This window comes from Pseudomonas saxonica (genome assembly GCF_007858365.1).
GTDB classification, from domain to species: Bacteria; Pseudomonadota; Gammaproteobacteria; order Pseudomonadales; family Pseudomonadaceae; genus Aquipseudomonas; species Aquipseudomonas saxonica.
On sequence record NZ_VFIO01000001.1, the window covers coordinates 644,605 to 659,318 of the forward strand.

Annotated in this window: 17 protein-coding genes and 1 pseudogene; 9 read left to right on the plus strand and 9 right to left on the minus strand. The window is 55.0% G+C overall.

Annotated features, from left to right (window positions below):
* Positions 1-104: 104 nt before the first annotated feature.
* Together FJD38_RS02965 and FJD38_RS02975 are read right to left on the minus strand one after the other, a co-directional pair.
* A complete protein-coding gene (locus tag FJD38_RS02965) occupies positions 105-1,775 on the minus strand; it encodes a DEAD/DEAH box helicase (protein WP_122784007.1) in 1,671 nt (556 codons plus the stop codon).
* A gap of 371 nt (positions 1,776-2,146) precedes the next feature.
* A complete protein-coding gene (locus tag FJD38_RS02975; protein ID WP_122784006.1) occupies positions 2,147-2,902 on the minus strand; it encodes a spermidine synthase in 756 nt (251 codons plus the stop codon).
* Between the two features lie 155 nt (positions 2,903-3,057).
* Here FJD38_RS02975 and FJD38_RS02980 point away from each other — a divergent pair, with 155 nt between their 5' ends.
* Positions 3,058-4,404 carry a class II 3-deoxy-7-phosphoheptulonate synthase gene (locus tag FJD38_RS02980; RefSeq protein ID WP_122784005.1) on the plus strand — a complete coding sequence of 449 codons (1,347 nt, stop codon included), beginning with the start codon at positions 3,058-3,060 and terminating at the stop codon, positions 4,402-4,404.
* 60 nt (positions 4,405-4,464) lie between these two features.
* Here the strand turns inward: FJD38_RS02980 and FJD38_RS02985 are convergent, their stop codons facing one another.
* Positions 4,465-4,644 (minus strand): DUF1127 domain-containing protein, encoded by a 180-nt coding sequence (locus FJD38_RS02985; RefSeq protein ID WP_146384605.1) that lies wholly within the window; start codon positions 4,642-4,644, stop codon positions 4,465-4,467.
* A 96-nt stretch (positions 4,645-4,740) separates the two neighbouring features.
* On the opposite strand from FJD38_RS02985, the gene FJD38_RS02990 reads away from it, so the two are divergent.
* On the plus strand, positions 4,741-5,598 hold the full coding sequence (locus FJD38_RS02990) for a LysR family transcriptional regulator (RefSeq protein WP_122784003.1): 858 nt from the start codon (positions 4,741-4,743) through the stop codon (positions 5,596-5,598).
* Here the strand turns inward: FJD38_RS02990 and FJD38_RS02995 are convergent.
* The 3 genes from FJD38_RS02995 to earP all read right to left on the minus strand — a co-directional run bounded on the left by FJD38_RS02995 (position 5,588) and on the right by earP (position 8,228).
* A complete protein-coding gene (locus tag FJD38_RS02995; protein ID WP_146383874.1) occupies positions 5,588-6,340 on the minus strand; it encodes a sulfite exporter TauE/SafE family protein in 753 nt (250 codons plus the stop codon). The genes FJD38_RS02990 and FJD38_RS02995 overlap by 11 nt on opposite strands.
* Positions 6,341-6,472: 132 nt before the next feature.
* On the minus strand, positions 6,473-7,045 hold the full coding sequence (locus tag FJD38_RS03000) for an elongation factor P (RefSeq protein ID WP_048382289.1): 573 nt from the start codon (positions 7,043-7,045) through the stop codon (positions 6,473-6,475).
* A 49-nt stretch (positions 7,046-7,094) separates the two neighbouring features.
* Positions 7,095-8,228: an elongation factor P maturation arginine rhamnosyltransferase EarP gene (gene earP / locus FJD38_RS03005; protein ID WP_146383875.1), complete on the minus strand. Its 1,134-nt coding sequence runs from the start codon at positions 8,226-8,228 to the stop codon at positions 7,095-7,097.
* Positions 8,229-8,355: 127 nt separating this feature from the next.
* Between earP and FJD38_RS03010 the strand changes: the two genes are divergently transcribed.
* Positions 8,356-8,838 (plus strand): GreA/GreB family elongation factor, encoded by a 483-nt coding sequence (locus FJD38_RS03010; protein WP_146383876.1) that lies wholly within the window; start codon positions 8,356-8,358, stop codon positions 8,836-8,838.
* Positions 8,839-8,847: 9 nt separating this feature from the next.
* On the opposite strand, the gene FJD38_RS03015 is transcribed toward FJD38_RS03010, so the two are convergent.
* Complete coding sequence (locus tag FJD38_RS03015; RefSeq protein WP_122783999.1) at positions 8,848-9,099, minus strand: hypothetical protein; 252 nt, start codon at positions 9,097-9,099, stop codon at positions 8,848-8,850.
* Between the two features lie 189 nt (positions 9,100-9,288).
* Here FJD38_RS03015 and FJD38_RS03020 point away from each other — a divergent pair, with 189 nt between their 5' ends.
* From FJD38_RS03020 to FJD38_RS03040, 5 genes and pseudogenes are all read left to right on the plus strand, one after another.
* Positions 9,289-9,609 carry an ElaB/YgaM/YqjD family protein gene (locus FJD38_RS03020; protein ID WP_122783998.1) on the plus strand — a complete coding sequence of 107 codons (321 nt, stop codon included), beginning with the start codon at positions 9,289-9,291 and terminating at the stop codon, positions 9,607-9,609.
* A gap of 145 nt (positions 9,610-9,754) precedes the next feature.
* A pseudogene (locus FJD38_RS03025) lies at positions 9,755-10,956 on the plus strand (MFS transporter).
* Between the two features lie 166 nt (positions 10,957-11,122).
* Positions 11,123-11,419 (plus strand): DUF6388 family protein, encoded by a 297-nt coding sequence (locus FJD38_RS03030; protein ID WP_146383877.1) that lies wholly within the window; start codon positions 11,123-11,125, stop codon positions 11,417-11,419.
* A gap of 122 nt (positions 11,420-11,541) precedes the next feature.
* Positions 11,542-11,874 (plus strand): hypothetical protein, encoded by a 333-nt coding sequence (locus FJD38_RS03035; protein WP_146383878.1) that lies wholly within the window; start codon positions 11,542-11,544, stop codon positions 11,872-11,874.
* A 142-nt stretch (positions 11,875-12,016) separates the two neighbouring features.
* Positions 12,017-12,436, plus strand: coding sequence for a low affinity iron permease family protein (locus tag FJD38_RS03040; RefSeq protein ID WP_146383879.1), 420 nt, complete (start codon positions 12,017-12,019; stop codon positions 12,434-12,436).
* A 54-nt stretch (positions 12,437-12,490) separates the two neighbouring features.
* Here FJD38_RS03040 and FJD38_RS03045 read toward each other — a convergent pair whose 3' ends face one another.
* Positions 12,491-13,009 carry a DUF4142 domain-containing protein gene (locus FJD38_RS03045; protein ID WP_146383880.1) on the minus strand — a complete coding sequence of 173 codons (519 nt, stop codon included), beginning with the start codon at positions 13,007-13,009 and terminating at the stop codon, positions 12,491-12,493.
* Positions 13,010-13,289: 280 nt separating this feature from the next.
* Between FJD38_RS03045 and FJD38_RS24495 the strand changes: the two genes are divergently transcribed.
* Positions 13,290-13,451 carry a hypothetical protein gene (locus tag FJD38_RS24495; protein ID WP_167654226.1) on the plus strand — a complete coding sequence of 54 codons (162 nt, stop codon included), beginning with the start codon at positions 13,290-13,292 and terminating at the stop codon, positions 13,449-13,451.
* Positions 13,452-13,651: 200 nt separating this feature from the next.
* On the opposite strand, the gene FJD38_RS03050 is transcribed toward FJD38_RS24495, so the two are convergent.
* Positions 13,652-14,614, minus strand: coding sequence for a hypothetical protein (locus tag FJD38_RS03050; protein WP_146383881.1), 963 nt, complete (start codon positions 14,612-14,614; stop codon positions 13,652-13,654).
* Positions 14,615-14,714: the final 100 nt, after the last annotated feature.

Sequence of the window (14,714 nt, forward strand, 5' to 3'; positions counted from 1 at the left end):
CGCACAGTCGCTGACGAGGAACGAAGGCTCAGCACAAACCACAGGCAAAAAAAATCCCCGAACCAGTCGGGGATTTTTTTAGCGATCAATCACTGCAACAGTGATTAATCTTCGCGGTAGCGACGCAGCTTGAGCTGCTTGCCAGCAACGCGGGTGTCTTTCAGTTTGGCCAGCAAACTTTCCAGACCCACTTCCGGCAACTCTACCAGGCTGAAGCTGTCACGCACCTGGATGCGACCGATCGCTTCACGTGCCAGGCCACCCTCGTTGAGGATAGCGCCCAGCAGGTTCTTGGCAGCGATGCCATCACGTGCGCCCAGCGCAGTACGGCAGCGAGCACGGCCTTCGGCCAATGGAACCGGAGCACGACGCTCACGATCACCACGGTCCGGACGGTCACCCGAACGCTCGGAACGCTCACGCGGTGCGCTGTTCGGCACCAGTGGACGCTCACGCTCGATAGCAGCCAGTGTCAGGGCCTGACCATTGGTTGCTTTACGCAGCAGGGCCGCGGCCAAAGCACGTGGGCTGCAACCGATATCGGCAATCAGACGATCCAGCAGATCACCATGAGTCGATTCAGCGTCAGCAACCAGCGGCGTCAGGCTGTTGGTCAACTTCTTGATGCGGGCATCAAGAACAGCTTGAGCATCCGGCAGGCGGACTTCAGCAACTTTCTGACCCGTTACACGCTCGATCACTTGCAGCATGCGGCGCTCACGTGGAGTCACCAGCAACAATGCGCGACCTTCGCGACCGGCACGGCCAGTACGGCCGATACGGTGAACGTAGGACTCTGGATCGTAAGGCATGTCAACGTTGAACACGTGAGTGATACGTGGAACATCGAGACCACGGGCAGCAACGTCGGTCGCAACAACGATGTCCAGACGGCCATCCTTGAGGGAGTCGATAACGCGCTCACGTTGGTTCTGAGCAATGTCACCGTTCAGCGCAGCAGCTTTATAGCCTTTGGCTTCAAGGGCACTGGCAAGATCCAGGGTCGCTTGTTTGGTACGCACAAACATGATCAGCGCGTCGAAGTCTTCAACTTCCAGCAGGCTCAATACAGCCGAGGTCTTCTGGTCAGCGTGAACCAACAGGTGAGCCTGTTCGATCGCGGTAACGGTCTGAGTCTTGGTCTGGATCTTCACGTGTTGCGGATCGCGCAGATGGCGTTCAGCAATGGCACGGATCGACTGCGGCAAAGTTGCCGAGAACAGTACGGTCTGACGGGTTGCTGGCAAGGACTTGAAGATCACTTCAAGGTCGTCCATGAAACCCAGTTTGAGCATTTCGTCGGCTTCGTCGAGAACCAGGTGGTTCACAGTCGCCAATACTTTTTCGTCGCGACGCAGGTGGTCGCACAGACGGCCCGGAGTGGCGACAACGATCTGAGCGCCATTACGGATTGCTTTCAGTTGTGGGCCCATAGGGGCGCCGCCGTAAACGGCTACAACAGTAACGCCCGGCATTTGCTTGGCGTAGGTTTCGAAAGCGGTTGCTACTTGCAGCGCCAACTCACGGGTTGGCGCCAGGATCAGGGCTTGCGGCTCGCGCTTAGCAGGATCGATGCGATGCAGAATCGGCAGTGCGAACGCGGCGGTTTTACCCGTACCGGTTTGCGCCTGACCAATCATGTCGTGACCGGCCATAATGATCGGGATCGATTGATGCTGAATAGCCGAAGGTTCTTCGTAGCCAGTCGCTGCGACTGCTGCAAGAATGTTCGGATTAAGATTAAAAGCGGCGAAGCCGCCGGTTTCCTGGGTCATGGGTCTGCCTCTAAGTGCATCCGCAAAGACCCATGCTCCAAAGCTGCGCATGCCGTGTAAGACTCAAGAGTCGCCCTGGCTGCTTTGTCGGCGGGGATTTGCGAAAACGTTTAAATGAATGGAGCGTTCAGGGTTGTCCGCGAAACGGACGAGCAGCCGAAGCGTGCTTCGGGAAATGCGACACCTAAACGTGGCCCGGCTAAAGGCCGGCGCGCACTATACCGGATTTATCAAAAAAAAGAAGCGCTTTTTTAAGACAAAATAGCCTGTATGCCTCTATAGGCCGGGCTTCAACGATATTTTTCGGTTTAAAAAATCATCAAACGCCTGCCTGCACGGGAGCAAAGGCTAAAACGATTCATCTTTACACCTCACGTAGCAGGGCGAATCGCCTTGATCAGTGACTCAAGTGAATAGCCCAACCGCGGCGCCAAGGCTTGAGCCCTTGCCGTCAGCGCGTCTAGATCAAGTGTCTGGTCAAGCTCGGCAGGCACCATAAGGATGACATTGCCCTCTTTGACCGGCAGTTCCCAGTAATGACGGTGATAAAGCCCGCGCAGCAAAGCAGCTCCCAGCGGTTTGCCATCGTCTGTTGCCCACTGGTTAATGATGAGCCAGCCATTGGGCGCGAGTTTCTTCTGGCAATTCTCCAAAAATGTCCACGCCAAATGCCCGGCTGCCGGCCCCAGATCGTTATAGAGATCGACGAAAATAAGGTCGGCGGGCTCGGCGCTGTCCAGCAGTTCAAGCGCATCACCGATGCGGATGTACAACCGCGGGTCATCGTCCAGCCCCAAGTATTCGATGGCCAGACGCGGTACGTCTGGACGCAGCTCAATCGCTTCAACGTCTTCAAGGGGCAAGAACTTAAGACAAGCCTGCGTCAGAGTGCCGGCACCCAAACCCAGAAACAACGCACTCTCCGGCGCTTCATGGCACAGCGCCCCGATCAGCATGGCCCGGGTGTAGTCGTATTCCAGCCAGCTGGGGTCCGCCGTAAACACACAGCTTTGCTCGATCGCATCACCAAATTCGAGGAAGCGGTAATCAGCCACTTCCAGCACTCGAATCATGCCGAAATCATCATGGACTTCGGCGAGCAGACGCTCCACGCGCTCCTCAGACATTTCCTCTCCTTACCGCGCTCCGGCACACCCGCCGCACTGTAAATCAACCACTCATCATGAGCGCAAAGGCGCGATTGTCAGCGATTGCGGCTTAATAGGTCACGCACTAATTGCTGCTAACATGCGTCACCCACTTCCGAAAACTAGAGTCTGCGATGAGCCAATCCTGGAGCCCTGACAGCTGGCGCGCCCTGCCGATCCAGCAACAACCCCACTACCCGGACGCAGCGCACCTGCTGCGAGTCGAGCAAAGCCTGGCCAGTTATCCGCCATTGGTGTTCGCCGGAGAGGCCCGAGAGCTGCGCCGACAGTTTGCCGAGGTGACTCAAGGACGAGCGTTTCTGCTTCAGGGCGGTGATTGCGCCGAGAGTTTTGCGGAATTTTCAGCCGCCAAGATCCGCGACACCTTCAAAGTGTTGCTGCAAATGGCCATTGTCATGACCTTCGCCGCGGGCTGCCCAGTGGTGAAAGTCGGGCGCATGGCCGGGCAATTCGCCAAACCGCGCTCAGCCAATGATGAAACGATCAATGGGGTCACGCTGCCCGCTTATCGCGGCGATATCGTCAACGGCATCGGCTTTGATGAAAAAAGCCGTGTGCCTGATCCAGAGCGCTTGTTGCAGTCGTACCACCAGTCCACGGCCACCTTGAACCTGCTGCGCGCATTTGCCCAAGGCGGCTTTGCCGACCTGCACCAGGTGCACAAGTGGAACCTGGACTTTATCGCCAACTCAGCGCTGGCCGAAAAATACAGCCAGTTGGCCGATCGTATCGACGAAACCCTGGCATTCATGCGCGCCTGCGGCATGGACAGCTCGCCGCAGCTGCGCGAAACCAGCTTCTTTACCGCCCACGAAGCGTTGCTGCTCAACTATGAAGAAGCCTTTGTGCGCCGCGACAGTCTGACCAACGATTACTACGACTGCTCGGCCCATATGCTGTGGATCGGCGACCGGACACGTCAGCTCGATGGTGCCCACGTCGAGTTCCTGCGCGGGGTCAACAACCCGATCGGGGTCAAGGTCGGGCCAAGCATGAACAACGAGGACTTGATTCGCCTGATCGATATTCTCAACCCGCAAAACGATCCGGGCCGTCTCAATCTGATCGTGCGCATGGGCGCTGACAAAGTGGGTGATCACTTGCCTCAGCTGATTCGCGCCGTGGAAGGCGAAGGCAAACAAGTGCTGTGGAGCTGCGATCCGATGCACGCCAACACTATCAAGGCCAGCAGCGGCTACAAGACCCGTGATTTTGCGCAGATCCTCGGTGAAGTGAAGCAATTCTTCCAGGTGCACGAAGCCGAGGGCAGTTATGCCGGCGGCATTCATATCGAGATGACCGGGCAGAACGTCACCGAGTGCATTGGCGGGGCTAACCCGATCACCGAAGACGGGTTATCAGATCGTTACCATACCCACTGCGACCCGCGCATGAACGCCGACCAATCGCTGGAACTGGCATTTTTGATTGCCGAGACGCTGAAACAGGTAAAACGCTAAACGCTTCCAACCCTCTCCCCACGGGAGAGGGTTGGGCTAAGGGCCTTGCACACCGCGTACTCACTTGTTAAACGGGTCATCCCAAAAAGCCCTCTGACTTTCAGTCTCAATGTCCGCCCTGCTCAACCCCAGATCCTTCAGCGCTGCATCGCTGATACGCCTCAGGTACGCTCTTTCCCGCGAAAGCTGATACCAGCGAGCAACCTGAGTCATCCACATCCTGCCTCTTTGACCTTTCATCACTTGGCACCTCCGTTGAGATGGCTCAAGTCTCTGCTCGGGCGTAATATCAATCCAACGAATGTTTCTTATGCAATACATCTCAGAGATTGATGAATGGCCGACTTCCCCAGTATCGACACGGATTTGTTGCGTACCTTCGCCGCGATTGCCGATCACGGCGGGTTTACCCGTGCCGCTGAAGTCATCAATCGCACACAATCAGCCGTGAGCATGCAAATGAAACGGCTGGAGGAAGACGTACTGCAGTGCGCACTGTTCCAGCGTGATGGACGCACTGTCAGCCTCACCCCTGAAGGGGTCGTGCTGCTCAGTTATGCCCGGCGCATTCTTAAACTGCACAGTGAAGTGATTAATACCCTACGCCAGCCACACATGGTCGGCACCGTGAAAATCGGTTCGCCCGATGACTATGTGATGAGATTTTTACCCGGCGTGCTGTCTCGCTTTGCTCAGGACTACCCGCTGATCAATGTCGAAGTGCATTGTGAGCCGTCAGCATTGTTGCTGCAGCGCAGTGACCTCGACCTGACCATCGTGACCCGAAAACCCGGCACTGAAATGGGCCAGATCCTGCGTCAGGAGCGCTTTGTGTGGATGGTGGCCCAAGGCTTCTCGCCCCACGAACAAACACCCTTGCCACTGGCGATGTTCAATACCGATTGCTTTTGCCGAACCTGGGCCTGCAATGCACTGGATATTCAGCAACGCGAATACCGTGTGGCCTACACCAGTGCCAGCCTCGCGGCGATCAATGCCGTGGTCAGCACCGGCCTGGCTGTGACTGCTCAGTTGCAAAGTCTGCTGACGGATAATCTGCGAATCATCGGCAAGGAAGAAAACCTGCCTACGCTCCCCTCGGCCAGCATTGTGCTACTGCGTAAGCCCAACAGTACCCCTTCACCCATTATTGAGTGCTTCGCCGAGTACATCGTGGAAGGCTTTAAGCTTTGAGCGCCAGCAACGCGGCGCACAGCAGCAAGAAGGCACAGTACAAGCCTCGCAACAGGCGCTCCGGCATGGCGTGAGCCATCTTCACGCCCCAACTGATGCTCAACAGACCGCCGACAGCCATTGGGATTCCCATGCCCCAGTTGACCTCTCCGTGGGCCGCATAGGTCAGCAGCGTAACCGCTGTGCTGGGTGCAGCAAGGGCCAGCGACAAGCCTTGGGCAACCACTTGAGTCGTGCCAAACACACTGGTCAGCACGGGAGCCGCCACCACTGCTCCGCCCACGCCAAACAGGCCGCCCGTGGTGCCCGCCACCGCGCCTAACACACCAAACCATGGCCAGCCAAACCGGGAGCCGGTCACTGGCGGGGCCGACGAGGTGAGCATTTTGATCAGGTTATACAGGGTGATCACGAGCAGGAAGGCGACAAATCCCCAGCGAATAATGCGCCCATCAACCCCGACAGCAAGCATTGCGCCTAACCATGCGAAGCTGAAACTCATCAGCACCAGCGGCAATGCCTGACGCAGATTGATCCGGTTGCGCTGCTGATAGCGGTACAGCGCCAAAAACACATTGGGCACTGACATTGCCAAGGCTGTACCTTGCGCCAACTGCTGATCCAGCCCGAACCACAACCCGAGGACCGGGATCGCGATTAGCCCGCCACCGATCCCGAACAACCCGCCCAACGCTCCCATCGCGACACCTAAGGCGCCATACATTACAAAATCGATCAGCATTACGGCCCCTCTTCGTGAACCCGCATGCTATCCACTCGCCCGCGCCCGGCAAAGCGTCAGAGCATACTTTTTAACGGCGAAAAAAAGCCCGACCTTAAGGCCGGGCTTTTCAGAGTGCGGTTAACGCCAGGTTTAAACCTTGGCGCGGCCCTTGTAGGAGCCACCGTCACGGGTATCGATCTCGATCCAGTCGCCGATTTCAACGAAATCTGCAACGCTCAGCTCAGTACCGTTTTTCAGTTTGGCAGGCTTCATCACCTTGCCCGAAGTGTCGCCGCGAGCGGAACCTTCGGTGTAGTCAACCTGACGCACGATAGTGGTCGGCAGCTCTACGGAAACCAGACGCTCTTCAAAGAAGATCGCTTCGCAAACGTCGGTCATGCCTTCTTCGATGAAAGGCAGAACAGCTTCGATGTCTTCAGCGTTCAACTCGTACATGGTGTAGTCAGTGGTGTCCATGAACGTGTAGGTGTCGCCGCTGATGAAGGACAGGGTCGCTTCTTTGCGATCCAGGATCACGTCATCCAGCTTGTCGTCAGCGCTGTATACGATTTCAGTCTTGTAGCCAGTCAGCAGGTTCTTCAGCTTGGTCTTCATGATTGCGCTGTTACGACCGGACTTGGTGAATTCAGCTTTCTGAACCAACCAAGGGTCGTTTTCGAGCTTGATGACTGTACCGGGTTTAAGCTCTTTACCAGTTTTCATTGCGAGTATCCGAATTTGGATTGAGATTTACAAAAATCTAGGCCGCGTATCATATCCAATTTCTATAAAACAGTACTAGCGCTTGAGCAAGATCCGCTTGCAATGACTGTTCCAGACACCAGCGCTCGGCATGCGCAGTCAGCTCTGGCCAGTGCTCAAGCAGCTGATTCCAGCCCACAGCCATATCTGAACCGGCATTCCAGGCATGCCACAGGCGTGTGAACGCATCAGCGGCCCCGGGTGAAAGGCCTTTAACATACAAAGCGAGAAACGCATCGAGCTTGTCCCAGTGCGCATTTTCTTCCTGCTCGTAGATATGCCAAAGAAATGGCCGTCCCGCCCATTGCGCCCGCACAAACGAGTCCTCGCCGCGCACTGCATTGAAATCACAGCACCATAACAACGTGTCGTAGTCCTGCTGGCGGACAAACGGTAACGCCTGAACGACCAACGCTCCACGCTGCTCGACTGAACCCAGCGCCAGTTCGTCGACCCCGAGCCAGCGCAACAAATCACCCATAATGCGGCTTTGCGGCACCAACAGATGAGTGGGCGCGGAGCCTGCGGCCATTGCATCCAGCCAGCTGGCCAAGCCGCTATTCTCGTAAGCAAACAGGGAGATAAGGCGGGCATTATCAGCCGCATACACGCCCAACCCCTGCAAAAAAGCCTGTTTCGCTTGGGGAGCTTGATCAAATGCACGTCGTCGCTCAAGCAAATCGGCTTCACGCAGCAGCCCTCCCGTCCCAGCACCGAACCCTGGAAAAAAGAACATTCGCTTCAAGCCATCAGGCCGCAGCGATGGCAATCCATGACAACCGCTGACCCAGTCTTCAGCGCTCAAATATTCCAGGTTGATCCATAAGGCAGGCGTCGGGCGGGCTTTCATGGCCTGTAAATAAGCCTGCGGGAGCTTGCAGCCGAAGGCCTCAACTACCACATCCGCGACCTCTACCACGGGCCATTGCTCAGGCCACTGACACACGTGAACACCCTGCTGCCATTGCTGGGCAACGCTCGGGTCAGCTTCCGGGCAAAGGGGAGCAAAGGCCTTTAAGTCATCGACCCAGAGCCGCACGGATTGCTGATGCTCAGCAACCAGCTGCCGGGCCAGACGCCAGGTGACTCCAATGTCGCCGTAGTTATCGACCACACTGCAAAAAATATCCCAGGAGGCTTTCATTCCGGGCTCCCACATTCAAAGGACCGATTGTCCGCATATTTCGACGCCGATAGAAGACTTACGACGGATTAATCGGCCAGGTAGTCGTGCGACAATCCCTACTTGTCGTCCTGCCCTATTGAAAACCATGAATAAAAACGCTGTGTACCTGTTGCTGCTGAAAAAACTCGAAGTCGACCTTGATGTGCTCCAACGCGCAGCGCAAACGGCTTATGAAGCCTCAACCGACAAAGAAAATATCGCCGAGAACAAGTACGACACGCTGGGCCTTGAAGCCTCGTATCTGGCGACAGGCCAGGCGCGCCGGGTCGAAGAGATACGCCAAGCGCTTAAAAACTGCCAGGCCATGACACAGGCGCCATATGACACGGCGCAAGGCATTCAGGTCGGGGATTTAATCAGACTGGAGGCCGTTAACGGCAATGAACAATGGGTCTTTCTGGCCCCTGACGCGGCCGGACTCAAGCTGATTCAAGATGACCAGACAATCACCGTCATCACTCCACGCGCCCCCTTGGGCGCTGCATTGTTGCGCAAGCAGCCTGACGACGACGTGCAGATAAACGTCGGCGGTACGGTACAAACCTTTACGGTTTGCGACGCCTACTGACACGGCGTGCTACTTGGCAGCCATCAAACGATTGACTTCACTGCGCACCATATTCGCGTACTCAGGGGGCGACATCGCATCCAGCTCGGCGCGTACCCATTGCGACCAGTTGCCCTTGCGCTTGGCGCGCTCACCAAACAGGCGTGCCGCATCGCCTTTGGCCTTGCCCAGATTGCTCTGCCAAAGGTCATACAAACGGGATTTTTCATCTTCAAGCGCCGCACGCTCAGCGAGGGGCTTGTTGGCGAGGTTGAAGCTCATGAGAATTTCCTGCGGTGTAAATAAGGCGACATCTTACACCGTCGAAAGAAGTGTCTCAGTCTGGTTTTTAACTACGCTGTTACCTCAGGCTCAATCCGCCCCCCAAAATCAACCCATAAACTGATGCAACTTTTTAGACTCGGGTTGACTCCATAACTCATCACCCTTTGACCTGCTAGGAGTACCGCAATGGCTCGTAAAAACGCCGTACAAGCTGCTGAAGATCAAATCAAGGATCAAGCGTTCAGCGAACTGCAAGATTTGATTGCCGAATCTGAAAAGCTGCTCAGTGATAGCGCATCGTTGGTGGGCGAAGAAGGCGAAACCCTGCGTGCGCAGGTCGGCCTTAAGCTGAAACAGGCGCTGGACTCAGTGAGCAATGTGCGTGAACGCACCAAACCGGTGGTGGATGCGACCGAAAACTATATCGGTGGCCATCCATGGCAAACCGTGGCCATCTCCGCCGGTTTCGGCCTGGTGGTGGGCCTGTTGCTGGGCCGTCGCAACTAGTCAGCGTAGCGATTCACTGAAAGCCCCTCACTGTCATGGTGAGGGGCTTTTTCAATTCAGTAATCAGACGCATATACATATTTAATTACATTTGTGGTCGTCTATCCGGATAATTCATAACCTCACCCTGCCAACGAGACAGTCAATGTCCGCCTCTCCCCCTGCAACCAAACCGCTAAGCACGGCCCTCATCCTGCTGATGGCCACCGCCACTGGCCTGGCGGTCGCCAGCAACTATTACGCCCAACCTTTGCTGCATACCATCGCCCAAGAGCTGGGCCTGAGCATGAGCAGCGCCGGCACCGTGGTGATTACCGCGCAGCTCAGTTACGGCGTAGGTTTACTGCTACTGGTTCCGCTGGGGGATTTGTTTGAGCAACGCAGACTGATCGTCACCATGACCGTACTCAGCGCCTTGGGCCTGTTGATGAGCGCGTTCGCACCGTCGCTGACCTGGCTATTGGTGGGAACGGCGATGACAGGACTGTTTTCGGTCTCGGCTCAAGTGCTGGTGCCCATGGCGGCCAGCCTGACAGACCCGCAGAGTCGAGGCCGCGTGGTGGGCACATTGATGAGCGGCCTGCTGCTGGGCATTTTGCTGGCGCGCACGGTCGCCGGCGCCTTGTCATCAGCCGGTGACTGGCGAGCTATCTACCTGCTCGCGGCGGCTCTGATGCTGATCAGTGCCATTGCCCTGTTCTGCGCACTTCCCAACCATCACCACAGCGCCGGGCTGAGCTACCCCAAACTCATCGGCTCGGTGTTCTCGTTATTTGTCGAAGAGCCTGTGCTACGCCTGCGCGCCCTGCTGGGCTTGCTGACCTTTTCATTGTTCGCCTTGTTCTGGACACCGCTGGCTTTCCTACTGGCGGTACCGCCCTACAACTTCTCCGACGCGGTTATCGGCCTGTTTGGCCTCGCGGGGGCCGTCGGCGCAGTGGCTGCAAACTGGGCCGGGCGCATGGCTGATCGCGGCAAAGGCCAACTGGCCACCACTATCGGCCTGCTGGTTCTACTCGCGTGCTGGTTACCCATGGCGTATGCCGGCCATTCATTGGCCGCTTTGCTGATCGGCGTATTGGCCCTCGACTTTGCCGTACAACTGGTGCACGTCAGCAACCAGAACGCCGTTTCAAGGTTCGTCCAGCCGCACGAAATCGCCTGAACGCCGGTTATATCACCTGCTATTTCATAGGTGGCGCTTTGGGCTCACTGGTGGGCGCGCAGACCTATCCCGCATTTGGCTGGGACGGCATCGTCATTGTGGGAGTGGTAGTGGCAACACTGGCACTGGCGGTGTGGGGCTTGAGCCTACAACGCGAAAGCAAATTACAACCTGTCGGATAAACACGACTGGAACACTTTTCATCCCTGGGATAAGTCGCCAGGGTCTGTTTCCGTTTAATTGCAGCCTCAACGCGGCTTGCAATGCAACGGGAACAGACCCTAGGATGCGTAACCCACCTGAAGACGGCCCACCCACACGGGTCGCCTTATTGTTTCGAGACGCCGCATGATCCCTAAAGAATCCCGTAACGAGCTGGCCCTGGACACCTTCATCAAGTCGCACCCCGAGCTGCTTGAAGAAATGAAAGACCTGAGCGCTGAAGACCGCCAGCAACAAATTCTCTGGGCATTCGAAGACGAGGCTCAAAACCGCGGACTTGACCCCTGGGAACTGGCGCTGGAACTGATCGCACGCAGCCCCGAAGAGCTCAAGGCCATGCGCCTCGAAGTTCATCAGGAAGTCGCTGAAGCGCTTGATATGAGTTGGGAAGAATATTGCGGGTTCAATGACATCACCGTTTGATGCCATCCCGCTTGCAGGCGACACCGGGCCGGCACATCGCCGTTCGTCGCCTGCACTGCACTAAACCTCTACGCCAGCAGACCAATATCAGGTACGACTCCCCATTGTCTGGAGACGCAACCATGATCACTTCATCGCTTAAAACGCTCTCGCTGGCTGCTTTGCTTTGTGTGCTCTCTACAAACGGTTTCGCTGCCACGCCGCCAAGCCCGACTGTACCCACCAACCCTCAGGAGCCACCTGCGGGTCAAGATATAAAACCGACCATTACCCCCGATGCCAAGATCCATAACGATTCGGATGTACCCACACATCCCTCTGTGGATCCGCACATGCAGGGCAATGATCCTGGCCGTCAAGGCGGTATGAATACCGACGGCAACGGCCCTATGGGTAACGACGATGACAGCCCTGACAGCGCAATACCCGCACCGTCAGGCACGATGAAACCTTAAACCCAGCCAGGCTGCATCCGAAACGATGCAGCCTGTGCGGCCAGGTCTCCCGACTAAAAACGTGCCATAAGACGCGGCGAAAAAAAGAATTCCAGAGGACGGCTGAGGTCATACCTGAACCACTTCTCTGCGGACTGCTGTCATGCGTTTCGAAAAAATTTCCCAGAACCTGTCCAAAATGGCCGGGAGCCCCCGAACCTTCCAGTTCGCCCTTTTCATGATCGTGCTATGGGCTGCCTCCGGCCCGTGGTTTCACTACAACGATACCTGGCAACTGATCATCAATACCTCCACCACCATCATCACGTTTTTAATGGTGTTCTTGATCCAGAACACCCAAAACCGGGACAACGATGTGCTGCACATCAAGATTGACGAATTGCTACGAGCGACGCAGCAAGCACAGAACGCCGTACTGGGCCTTGATCGACTCACAGCAAAAGAGCTCACGGCAATTCGCAAACAGTACCAGCGCATGGGCGAGCATCAAGAGATGCATTTCAGCGTCACTGAAACATCCCTTAACGCTACCGTGACTCACAAAGACAACGTCACGGATTAACACCCTGGCACCGCCACTGCCTGCTATAGACACGGAGTGGCGAGTGCAGAGGTATCAAGTCTTCTGATGAGCATCTACGAGCTTTTTGGCCATTACCAAGTGCATTTCAAATTTAGGCAGATACTTCTCTGCAAAGGCTTTCAGTGCGGGTGACGCGGGGGCATCAACTTGCTGCTTGAGTAACTCGATTGCCTCTTCGCGCGCCTTGACCTGGCTGGCGGCATAGGCAGCATCGAATGAATCGCCCTCCTGCACCTTCAGCATCATGTGCTTGGCTTCGCCAAGAATCTGTTCATTCGTCGGCACGGGCAGATCTTGTTCAGCGGCAATTTTCTTCAAATCTCGGTTGGCGTCCGTTTGATCCTTAATGATTTCGACTGCATAACTTTCGATATCGGTGGACGACGTTTTACCAATTGCCATTCGGCTGGTTTCAATTTCCGCAACACCTGTTACAGCGGCCTTCTCAACGAACTCGGCCGGGCTGTTTGCCATCGCCGGACCCGCTACCAAAGCGCAACACGCCAAAGCACAGCCGGCGACAAAGCGATTAAGCCCCTTCAGGGTATTCATAACGTCCTCCAGAAAAAGGCAGGTTTATTCCTTGCACGTAATCTGAAGGCCTGGATTGGCAAAGGTTTAGATAAGGTTGCATTTTTCTGACGAGCGGAACGGTGACGGACAACAGAAAGCGCCAATCTGAAAGCGCTGCCCATGGAAATCATGCCTAGGAAAGTAAAATGACCGCTACCAAAGAGCCAAGCCCTATCTACGCAGTCGACGCACCAGAGAGAATCCGCCCCAACAAAGGACTGCTCGGCTCAAAAATTTGCGTACACAGTAAAAGCCGTTGATGGAACAAGTTGAACAACTGTCCGAAGATAGGGATCGCCATCGTCAATATCACCTCAAACACGCCCTTGCCTATTTGGGCCACCTCACCGATCTAAAATCCATCGAAGCCAAGTGGGTTAACCCTGCCAAACATCGCTCTGACTTACAAAGCGTGCAGTGATACAGACGCCCGATGCGCGGGGACTGGCATTAGATATATTTCCTTTTCTTGCGCTATACAGATTGATACATGGCGACGTATAGATGCTTAGGATCTTGCCTCAACGTAATGAGCCGCCGGGTGATTGGTGACACACACCTGTAAAATGGCATCACACGTTTTAAACCTGCGCTGTCTTTAACCTCTTTGGAGAACTCATTTTAAAAGATGAATATATCTTTACCCTCTAATTTAGATCGCACCTCCAAAAACCATTTACTCAGCGACGGATCAAATCCTTCAGCTATTTGATCAGCTCTGGAGAGTGCCTCCTTGGCCATTCCTACCTCTCCAAGCCCTTGCTGGGCCCTGGAAATCTCAAGCAGCAAAAACGCCTTATCTACATCCTCTTGACCATTTGATTGGATAATATCCAGTGCCTCACCAGCAGCATCCAGGGCGCCCACACACTGATCAAACTTGTTCAAAACCAACGCACATAAATACAAGCTTCGCTCATGATTTACCCATGTACCAAACTGCGCCCAAAGCCGTGCACATATAGCAGAGGCTGCAATTATAGTTTCCCTATGAGCAGGATCATTAACGAGAAGGCGAGCATCCTCAATCATGCTAGAAACAATATTATTTAACGTAGCCGCTGCGTTTTTACCAACGAGTGGACTCACAACTTCATCCAGACTAAGCATATATTTTCGCAACATCGCAATCGATATATTTATATCTGTAGTATTTTGTAGACTTTGCAAGCATAGCAAACCGACAAGCATTTTAACTTCTAACAGGCTGATACCCGCCAGGTGTGCACACTCAAGCTCAGCAGAAAATGCCTGCAGAGGTTTTCCTGAGCAGTAAGCGGCGACAGACAGTGATTTAAAATATCCCTCAGAAGTGTTTACTCTATTCGCCGCCAGCAAGTCATAAGCGCTTACCCAATCCGAAAGCAACTCACCAAACACATGATTAACCAACCAAAAAAACTGACCTTTTTCTTTATCATTCAACTCCCTGAACACAACGGCACGCAGTAAATTGCTCGCCAGCACCGGATCATCATCATGGATTTCTAGCGCTTTTCTCAAGTTGAACATACAGCTCCTTGCCGACAGATAAAAATCATTAAAGCTGAGCGCATCAGCACCGGTATTGACTAACACACTCAACACGACTCACCTAGAGGACACACTAGAAGAGAGCCATAACGATGTCAACATGCTAACCATGGATCCCATAATGGAGCAAAGTTTACTGTACAAGCCTCAA